This window comes from Streptomyces sp. NPDC058620 (assembly GCF_042717135.1).
GTDB lineage: Bacteria > Actinomycetota > Actinomycetes > Streptomycetales > Streptomycetaceae > Streptomyces.
On the sequence record NZ_JBHXQO010000106.1, the window covers coordinates 1 to 11,198 of the forward strand.

General features: G+C 70.8%; 1 protein-coding gene. It reads left to right on the top strand.

Annotation, left to right across the window (positions count from 1 at the left end):
• Positions 1-11,198: amino acid adenylation domain-containing protein (locus ACFWSK_RS36850; RefSeq protein WP_383796310.1), on the top strand; the 11,198-nt coding region annotated here is incomplete at both ends.

The window sequence follows — 11,198 nt, forward strand, 5'->3', positions numbered from 1 at the left end:
TCGTCGGGCGTGCGGATGATCAGGTCAAGGTGCGTGGGTTCCGGATCGAGCCGGGTGAGATCGAGGCGGTGCTGGCCGGCCACTCCCAGGTCCGTTCCGCCGTGGTGGTGGCCTTCGGGGATGTCGAGGACCGTCGCCTGGTGGCCTACCTCGTCCCCGCCGATCAGGCCGCGGGCATTCCGTCCCTCGCCGAGATCCGCGAGTTCGCGAGCACCGGACTCCCCGCCTTCATGATCCCCTCCGCATTCGTGTCACTCGACACCCTGCCGCTGACGCCGAACGGCAAACTCGACCGCGCCGCGCTGCCCGAACCTGACGGCGCACGCGTCGGCTCGGCCGGGGACTATGTCGCGCCGGACAGTGAGGTCGAGCGGATTCTGGCCGAGGTGTGGGCAGAGGTCCTGGGTGTGGAGCGGGTCGGGGTCGAGGACAACTTCTTCGAGCTGGGCGGCGACTCCATCATCAGCATCCGTGTCGCGGCGAAGTCCCGCGAGCTCGGTGTCCACGTGACGGTGGCGCAGCTGTTCAGCCACCAGACCGTGGCGGCCCTGGCCTCGGTGGCCACGAGCGAGAGCCTGGCGGATGCCGAACAGGGCATCGTCGTCGGCGACTTCCCGCTCGCCCCGATCCAGCGGTCCTTCCTCGCCCGCGAAATGCCCCGGCCGTCGCACTTCAACCAGTCGGTCGTCCTGGAAGTCACCGAGCGCATCGACCCCGACGTACTGCGAACGGCGTTGGGCGCGATCGTCGAGCAGCATGACGCGCTGCGTTCTCGTTTCGTGCGGGAGGGCGGCCGGTGGACCGGCCGGCTCCTGGCGGCCGAACCCGCCGACCTGGTCACCACCATCGACGCCTCCGGTCTGAACGGCGACGACGAGTGGCAGTTCCTGGATGCCCGGGCCACCGAGGTGCAGGCCGGTCTCGACCTGGCTGACGGGCCTCTCCTGCGTGTGGCGCTCATCGACCGCGGGGACCGTGAGCAGCTGCTTCTGTTCGTTGTCCACCACTTGGTGGTGGACACGGTCTCCTGGCCCGTGCTCCTTGAGGACCTCACGGCGGCGTATCAGCAGGTCGAGCAGGGCGCCTCCGCCGTGGAGCTGCCTGTCAAGACGACGTCGTTCGTGCAGTGGTCGCAGCGGCTGGCAGAGCTGGCGGTCTCGCCGGAGCTCGCGCTCGAGACGTCCTACTGGCGGGAAGCGGAGTCCGCGGTCGCGCCCCTGCCCCGCGACAGCGACGGAGCGAACCGGAACGCTTCGGTGAGCAATCTGCGGCTGGCCTTGGAGTCCGGACCGACCGAGCGGCTGCTGCGTGAGGTGCCGGCCGCGTACCGGACGCAGATCAACGACGTGCTGCTGAGTGTGCTCGGTGCGGTGCTGACCGAGTGGACCCGGACGGAGTCCGTGGTGGTGGATGTCGAGGGCCATGGCCGTGAGGACGTCGGTGCCGACATCGATGTGTCGCGTACGGTCGGATGGTTCACCAGCGTCTACCCGGTGGCTCTCACGGGAACGGCGGACGGCGACCTGGGCGCGTTGCTTCGCCGTACGAAGGAGTACCTGCGCGGCGTACCGCGCAAGGGCCTGGGATACGGCCTGCTGCGCCACCTCACCGACTGGACCCGGGACACGCGTGCCGGAGCGGAAGTCTGCTTCAACTACCTGGGCCAGTCCGGCCGTCGCTCCGACGACTCCACTGCTGCCGCCCACGAGGACGGCGGCCTCCGCTTCCGTCCGTCCGGCAGGTCTCTCGGTGAGTCGCAGTCCGAGGACGGCGCACGCGCGTACCTGATCGAGGTCAACAGTCAGGTGGCCGACGGCCGTCTGGAGATGGTGTGGACGTACGGCGCCGAGGTGCACGACGAGGCGACGATCGCGGGCCTTGCGGAGCGTTATGTCGAGGTTCTGGGTGACCTGATCGAGTACTGCTGCCGTCCGGGGGTCGGTGGGCACACCCCGTCGGACTTCCCGCTCGCGCGCATCGACCAGTCCGTGCTCGACCGTGTCGCGGAGGACCTGCCGACCGTCATCGAGGACATCTACCCCCTCACCGCCCTCCAGCAGGGCATGCTCTTCCACACCCAGCTCTCCGCCGACCCCGGCATGTACTGGGCGCAGAACGGCCTGCTGCTCGAAGGCGAGCTGGACCTCGACGCTCTGATGCAGGCGTGGGAGCTGGTGTTTTCCCGGCACGAGGTGCTGCGCACCGCGGTCGTCTCGGAGGGCGTACCGCAGCCGCTCGCGGTCGTCTCCCGGTCCGTACCCCTGCCTCTTCAGCTACTGGACTTCGCCCCGCTCGACGAAGAGGACCGGCGGCACGCGATCTCCGAGCACCTGGATGCCGACTGGGCGCGTGGTGCCGACTTCACCGCGCCCACGCTCGTGCGGATCTCCGTGATCCGCCTCGCCGACGACCGGCACCAGCTGCTCTGGAGCTACCACCACCTGCTCCTCGACGGCTGGAGCATCCCCATCGTTCTGGGCGAGGTGATGGAGGCGTACCACGCCTTCCGCGCGGGCGAGGAACGGCCGGGACTGGCCGCACGCGCGCCGTTCCGGGACTTCGTCTCCTGGGTGGCCGCAAAGGACCTGGACGAGGCGCGCGCGTACTGGCGGGACTACCTGGACGGGGTCACCGAGCCCGTCACGCTCGGTGTGGAGCACGCCACCGGTCAGCAGGGGCGTGACGAGCGGCGGGTGCCGCTGCCGGCGCAGGTGGCCGAGTCCGGCCTCGCCGACTTCGCCCGCCGCCACCGGGTCACGCTCAACACCGTGGTGCAGGGTGCGTGGTCGTTGGTGCTCGGCCTGTACGTGGGCTCCGACGACGTGGTGTTCGGTACGACGTCCTCCGGGCGTGGCGGACAGATCGACGGCATGGACTCCATGGTCGGTCTGCTGATCAACACGACGCCCGTGCGGGCCCGGATCGACCGCGACCAGTCCGTGGTGGAGTGGCTTGCAGGGCTGCAGGACCAGCAGGTGCGCGCCCGCAAGTATGAGCAGACCCCTCTGACCACGATCACGGAGTGCAGTGCACTCGCCCCCGGACAGGCGCTCTTCAACACCCTGTACGCCTTCGAGAACTACCCCGACCAGGCACGGGTCGAGGGCGGCGAAGGCGGACAGTACGCGGAGGGAGACGGGCTGCGTGCCGGTGCCAACTACGGGCGCGACCAGTCCAACTACCCCCTCGGCGTGATCGCTTCCTCCGCTAGGGAGCTGGTGGTGCGCCTGTCCTACGACCGCGCCCACTTCGACGACGCCACCATGGAGCGGATGGCCGGCCACCTGGCGACCGTCCTGACGGCCATCGCCACGGACGCCGATCAGCGGCTCGGTGACCTGCCCGTCCTGACAGCGGCCGAGCACGAGCAGCTGGTGCGGGAGTGGAACGACACCGCCGAGGCAGTGCCTGCCGCCGACGGTGTCCACGCGCTGGTGGCCGAGCGGACAGCGGCGGCCCCCGAAGCGGTGGCCCTCGTCGCGGGCGACCGGTCCCTGACCTACGCCGAGCTGGCGGCACGCGCCGGCCGACTCGCCCACCACCTGCGCGATGCGGGAGTGGGCGCCGAGTCCGTCGTCGCCGTGTGCCTAGAACGCGGGCTCGACATGGCCGTCACGGTCCTCGCGGTCTGGCAGGCCGGAGCGGCCTATCTTCCGCTGGACCCGGAATACCCGGCCGAGCGCCTGGAGTTCATGCTCGCCGACAGTGGCGCCACCGTGCTGGTCGGTCACCGGACGGCCGCGGCCGGCCTCACGGCGACCGGCGGACTCGACACCGTGGTGTGGGTGGACGAACCGGCCACCCGTGCGACGCTCGCGGCCCTGCTCGCCACCCCGCCGTCGGTGCCGGTCCACCCTGACCAGCTCGCGTACGTGATCTACACGTCCGGCTCGACCGGCCGGCCGAAGGGCGTCCACCTGTCCCACCGCGGTCTGGTGAACCTCGTCACGGCGCAGCAGGCGGCGCTGGGCACGGACTGCGACGACATCGTGCTCGGCTTCGCGCCCTTCAGCTTCGACGCCTCGGTGTGGGAGCTGGTGATGGCGCTGGCTGTGGGCGCGACCCTGGTCGTGGCCGAGGCGCCGGACCGGGCCGACCCCGCCCGGCTCGCGTCCCTGGTCACGCGCAGCGGGGTGAGCGTGGCGACCGTACCGCCGTCGCTCCTCGACGCTCTCAGGCCCGGCGACCTGGACGGTGTGACCACGCTGGTGACGGCGGGCGAGCGTCTCGACGCCGGCCTGGCCGCCGCGTGGCGGAAGCGGCACCGGCTGTTCAACGCCTACGGGCCGACCGAGACCACGGTCTGTGCGAGCATCGCGGAGGTCGACGCCTCGGGCGGGACGGGCGCGCCGCCCATCGGCGCCCCGGTCGTCAACGCCGGAGTGTTCGTTCTCGACGCGTCCATGCGCTGCGTGCCCGTGGGTGTTCCAGGTGAACTGTTCGTCGGGGGCCCGCAGTTGGCGCGTGGCTACGGAGGGCGTCGGGCACTCACCGCCGAGCGGTTCGTGGCCGACCCGTTCGCCGCCGACGGCTCCCGGCTGTACCGGACGGGCGACCGGGTGCGGTGGTCGGCGGACGGGCAGCTCGAGTTCCTGGGCCGCGCCGACGACCAGCTGAAGGTGCGCGGCTACCGGATCGAGCCACTGGAGATCGAGGCGGCGCTCCTCGCCCACCCGGGTGTCCGGGCGGCGGTGGTGACTGCGTTCGGGGAGAGCACGGACCGTCGTCTCGTGGCCTACCTGGTCCCGGCCGACCACACGGAGGGCCTGCCGGCCGTCGTCGAGTTGCGTGGTTTCGCGGGCGAGCGGCTGCCCGAGTTCATGGTCCCTTCTGTGTTCGTGGAGCTGGCCGAGCTGCCGCTGACCCCGAACGGGAAGACCGACCGGGCAGCCCTGCCCGAGCCTGCCGGATTCCGGACCGGGAGCGGCGGACGGTACGTCGCCCCCGCCACCGCCACCGAGGAACTGCTCGCCGATGTGTGGGCGCGTGTGCTCGGCGTCGAGAGGGTGGGTGTCCTCGACGGCTTCTTCGAACTGGGGGGCCACTCCCTGCTGGCCACCCAGGTCGTCTCCCGGGTCCGTGAGATGTTCTCGGTGGAGCTTCCGCTGGCCGCCCTGTTCGACCGGCCGACGGTACGGGGCCTGGCCTCGTTCGTCGACAGCTCGGCCCGTGACGCCGCACCCCCGGTGACTGTCGTGGCGAGGGACGCGGCGCTGCCGCTGTCGTTCGCCCAGCAGCGTCTGTGGTTCCTGGACCAGCTGGAGCCCGGCTCGGTCGACTACAACATGTCCACCCGGCTGCGGTTCACCGGGGACATCGACCTCCTCGCCCTGGGAGTTGCCCTCGACGCGCTCGTGGCGCGCCACGAAGTCCTGCGGACCCGACTCGTGGCCGGTGCGGACGGGGTGGCGCAGCAGGTCATCGACCCGGCGGCTGCCGTGCCGTTGCCGGTCGTGGACGTGTCCGACAGCGCCGACCCGCGGGATGCGGCCGACCGGCTGATCGGCGAGGACGGCCTCACCCCCTTCGACCTGGCGAACGGTCCTCTCGTGCGCGCCACCCTGCTGCGCCTGGCTCCGGACGACCACACCCTGACCCTCGCCATGCACCATGTCGTCTTCGACGAGTGGTCGGACCGGATACTCCGGCGCGAGCTGTCCGAGCTGTACGAGGCGTTCCGGGCCGGTGAGCCCGACCCGCTGCCGTCGCTCCCCGTGCAGTACGCGGATGTCGCTGCCTGGCAGCGGCAGTGGCTGACCGGTGACGTGCTCGACGGTCAACTCGACTACTGGCGGGCGCAGTTGGACAGGGCACCGGTTCTTGAGCTGCCCACCGACCGGCCTCGTCCCCAGGTGCGTTCCACCGCGGGCGCCGTCACCCGTTTCGCTGTCGCACCGGACACCGCAGAGGCACTGCGTGCGCTGTCCCGCGAGAGCGGCACGACGATGTTCATGACGCTGTTGGCTGCCTTCAGCGTCCTCCTGGGGCGTTACGGAGACACGGACGACGTCGCGATCGGCACCCCGGTCGCGAACCGCTCGCTGGCCGAGACCGAGGACCTGATCGGGTTCTTCGTCAATACGCTGGTCATGCGCACCGACCTGTCCGCCAACCCGTCCTTCGCCGACCTCCTGGGGCGGGTACGGGAGATGGCCCTCGGCGCGTACCTGCACCAGGACCTGCCGTTCGACCGGCTCGTCGACGCGCTGGTCGCCGAACGGGACCGGTCACGCAACCCGCTGTCCGACGTCATGTTCAGCTACGTTCCCGGCGACCCGGGCGACGGCGGGGCGTCGACGGGCGGTTTCGACGACCGCGACGCCTCGGACGTCGCCGGCGTCATGGGTACGGGCCCCGAGCCCGTCCCCGTGAAGTTCGACCTGGTCCTGACCCTGGCGGACGCCGGCGGCGCACTGTCCGGAGAGCTTCAGTTCAGCACCGCGCTGTTCGACACAGCGACCGTCGAGAGGATGGCCGCGCACCTGGTCACCCTCCTCGACGCCCTCGCCGCCGACGCGGGTCAGCACGTGGGCGAGGTCACGCTGCTGCCCGACGCGGAGCGTCACCTGCTCGTCGAGGAGTGGAACGACACCGCCACGGAGCTTCCGCCCACGGGTGGCCTCCACGAACTCATCGCCGCGCAGGCGGCCGCCACACCTGACGTCGTGGCCGTCCTGGCAGGCGAACGGTCGCTCACGTACGGCGCGTTGATGGCCCGCGCGAACCAACTGGCTCATCGTCTGCGTCAGGCCGGTGTGGGACCCGAGTCCGTCGTCGCGCTGTGCCTGGAGCGCTCCGCCGACATGGCGGTGGCCTCGCTCGCGGTCTGGCAGGCCGGGGCGGGCTACCTGCCCCTCGACCCTGCCTACCCCCTCGAACGGCGCCAGTTCATGATGAGCGACACCGGCGCGTCGGTGCTCGTGGCCCACGAGGCGGTGGCCGCCGACCTCGCCGCCGACGGCACCGTGGACACCGTGCTCCGGCTGGACGACCCGGCGGTCCTGGCGGAGCTCGACGAGCTCCCCGCGACCCCGCCCCAGGTGCGTGTCCTGCCCGACCAGCTGGCGTACATCATCTACACATCGGGTTCGACGGGAAGGCCGAAGGGCGTCCACGTGCCTCACCGCGGCGTGACGACCCTCGCCGAGGGGATGCGCTCGTTGCTGCACGCGGGCCCGGGCGACCACGTCCTCGCGTTCGCGTCCTTCAGCTTCGACGCCTCGGTGTGGGAGGTGGTGATGGCCCTGCCGACCGGCGCGACCCTGGTCGTGGCCGAGCGCCAGGACCGCACGCCGCCCGAGCGGCTGACCTCGATGATGCGGCGGACCGCCGTACGCCTGGCCTTCATGACACCGACCCTGCTCGGGGTCCTGTCCCCGGACGACCTCCCCGACCTCGCGACGGTGCTGGTGGGCGGCGAGCGTGTGGAGGCCAGGCTCACCGCGCTCTGGCACAGGCGCCTGAGACTGCTGAACGTCTACGGGCCGACCGAGACCACCATCGCCACGACCGGCGGAGAGGTCACCGCCGACGGCACCCCGCCGATCGGCACCCCGTTCCTCAACGAGCGGGTCTACATCCTCGACCCGTCGCTCAACCCCGCGCCGATCGGCGTGGCCGGTGAGCTGTTCATCGGCGGCGCCGGAGTCACCCGCGGCTACGGAGGCCGGGGTGCGCTGAGCGCCGAGCGCTTCGTCGCGGACCCGTTCGCCGGGGACGGCTCCCGCATGTACCGCTCGGGAGACCGGGCCCGCCGGCTGGCGGACGGGCGTCTGGAGTTCGTCGGACGTGCCGACAACCAGGTCAAGGTCCGCGGTTTCCGCATCGAGCCCGGCGAGATCGAGGTCGTGCTCGCCGACCACCCGGGCGTCAGGACAGCCGTCGTGACGGCCTACGGCAGCGGTACGGAGCGCAAGCTCGTCGCCTACCTGGTGCCCGCGGACATGGCCGAGGGCATCCCGTCCGTCAGTGAGCTGCGCGCCTTCGTGGGCGAACGCCTGCCCAAGTTCATGGTTCCGGCGCTCTTCACCGAGATGGCCGGCCTGCCGATGACGCGCAGCGGAAAGATCGACCGCGGTGCCCTTCCGGCGCCGGACGGGGCGAACGCGGCATCGGCGGACACGTATGTCGCGCCGCGCACCGAGGTGGAGCGCATCCTCGCCGAGGCGTGGGCGGAGATCCTCGGAGTGGAGCGGGTCGGGATCGAGGACAACTTCTTCGACCTCGGCGGGGACTCCATCATCAGCATTCGCGTCGTCGCCCGGGCCCGGGACTTCGGCGTGCACGTGACGGCGGCGCAGTTGTTCGATCACCAGACGGTGGCGGGTCTCGCATCGGTGGCGGCAAGCGAGAGCATGGCCGTCGCCGAGCAGGGTGTGGTGGTGGGCGACTTCCCGCTCTCGCCGATCCAGCGGTGGTTCCTCGGCCGTGCGCTGCCGCAGGCGGCACATTTCAATCAGTCGACGGTCCTGGAGGCCGACGGCCGGGTCGATCCCGACCTGCTGCGGACGGCGGTGCGTGCGCTGGCCGAGCAGCACGACGCGCTGCGTTCTCGTTTCGTGCAGGAGGACGGGGGGTGGGTCGGGCGCCTGGTGGCGACCGAGACGGCCGATCCGGTGTCGGTGATCGATGCCTCCGACGTGGATGGTGTGGACGAGGCAGCGTATCTGGAAGCACGTGCCACGGAGGTGCAGGCGAGTCTCGACCTGGCGGAAGGACCGCTGTTCAGGGTGGCGGTCTTCGACCGTGGCGACCGAGGCCCCCTGGTCCTGGTGGTGGCGCATCACCTGGTGGTCGACGCGGTCTCCTGGCCGGTCCTGCTGGAGGACCTGATCTCGGCCTACGGGCAGGCCGAGGCGGGCTCCACGACAGTGGCGCTGCCGGCGAAGACGACGTCGTTCATGCGGTGGACCCAGCGGCTGGCCGAACTGGCGGCCTCTCCGGAGCTCGCCGCGGAAGCCCCGTACTGGCGGGCCGCCGAGGCCGCGGCGGCGCCCCTGCCACGGGACCGCGCAGGCAACAACAGCGTGACCTCGGCCGGCGAGGTCGTGGCCACGCTCGACACGCACCAGACCGAACGCCTCCTCCGCGAGGTGCCGAGCGCCTTCAGGACCCAGATCAACGACGTGCTCCTCGCCGCGCTCGGCATGGCTCTGACGTCCTGGGCCCGGGTCCCGTCGGTGGTCGTCGACCTAGAGGGCCACGGCCGTGAGGACGTCGGCGACGACATCGACGTGTCGCGGACGGTCGGCTGGTTCACCAGCGTCTACCCGGTGGTGCTCACAGGTGCGGCGGACGGCGACCTGGGCGCGTTGCTGCGCCGTACGAAGGAGTATCTGCGTGGCGTGCCGCGCAAGGGCCTGGGGTACGGGCTGCTGCGCCACCTCACCGACTGGACTCCGGACGGGTGTGCCGAGGTCAGCTTCAACTACCTGAGCCAGAACGCCCAGCGCACCGGCGACCGCGAGCCCGCCACCGATGGCGGAGCCGGCCGGCTCCGCCCGGGCAAGGGCTCGCTCGGCCGCGCATGGTCGACCGAAGGCGACCGCACGCATCTCCTCGACGTCAACTGCCGTGTCTCCGACGGCCGGCTCGAAATGGTGTGGGCATACGGCACCCAGGTGCACGACGAGGCGACCATCGCCGCGCTGGCACAGCGCTACGCCGACATCCTCGACGACCTGATCGAGTACTGCTGCCGACCTGACACCGGCGGGCACACTCCGTCCGACTTCCCGCTCGCGCGCATCGACCAGGCCGCACTGAACCGCGTCGCGGAGCATGTACCGACCGAGATCGAGGACATCTATCCGCTCACCGCCCTCCAGCAGGGCATGCTCTTCCACACCCGGCTCTCCGACGACCCCGGCATGTACTGGGTGCAGAACGGACTCGCCCTGGACGGCGAGCTGGACTTCGACGCGCTGAGGCAGGCGTGGGGTCTGGTGTTCTCCCGGCACGAGGTGCTGCGCACCGCGGTCGTCTGGGAAGGAGTGCCCGAGCCGCTGGCCGTGGTCTCCCGGTCCGTCCCCCTTCCCCTCGACGTACGGGACCTCTCGCACCTGGACGAGGAAGCGCAGCAGCAGGCGATCGGTGACCACCTGGATGCCGACTGGGCGCGGGGCGCCGACTTCTCCGCGCCCACCCTGGTGCGGATCTCCGTGATCAGCGTCGCCGACGACCGGCATCAGCTGATCTGGAGCTACCACCATCTGCTCCTCGACGGCTGGAGCCTGCCGATCGTGATGGGTGAGATGCTGGAGGCGTACGACGCCTTCCGCAGCGGAAGGGGCCGGCCGGACCTGAGCCCGCGTGCGCCGTTCAGGGACTTCGTCTCGTGGGTCGGCGCGCAGGACCTGGACCAGGCGCGTGCGTACTGGCGCGACTACCTGGCCGGGGTCACTGAACCCACGACGCTCGGCGTGGAGCGAGCCACCGGTGACCAGGGCCGCGCGGAAGCTCATGTGGCGCTGTCGAGCACGGCCGCGGAATCCGGCCTGGCGGACTTCGCGCGCCGTCACCGGCTCACGCTGAACACGGTGGTCCAGGGCGCTTGGGCGCTGGTGCTCGCCCTGTACTCCGACGCGGACGACGTGGTGTTCGGTGTGACGTCGTCGGGACGCGGCGGCCAGGTCGAGGGCATGGACTCGATGGTCGGCCTACTGATCAACACGACCCCGACGCGCATACGGGTCGACCGTGAACAGTCGGTGGTGGACTGGCTGGTCGGGCTGCAGGACGAGCAGGTGCAGGCCCGTCAGTACGAGCAGGTACCGCTGGTGACCATCGCCGAATGCAGCGAGCTGCCCACGGGGCAGGACCTGTTCAACAGCCTCTTCGTCTTCGAGAACTACCCGGACCAGGCTCTCACCGAAGGGCGCGAGACCTCCGCTGCCAACGGCCTGGACGCCCACCTCAACTTCGGCCGCGAACAGGTCAATTACCCGCTCCACATCACTGCCGGCGCAGGCCGCGCCGTCAAGATCAAGCTGTCCTACGACCGCGCCCGCTTCGACGCGGCGACGGTCGAGCGGATGGCGGGGCACTTGGGGTCGTTGCTCGAATCGATGGCCGAGGATGCGGGTCGGCGTGTGGGCGATCTGTCGGTGTTGACTGCGGGTGAGCGTGATGTGGTGGTGCGTGGGTGGAATGACACGGGTGTGGAGGTGTCTGCGGTTGGTGGTGTGCATGGGTTGATT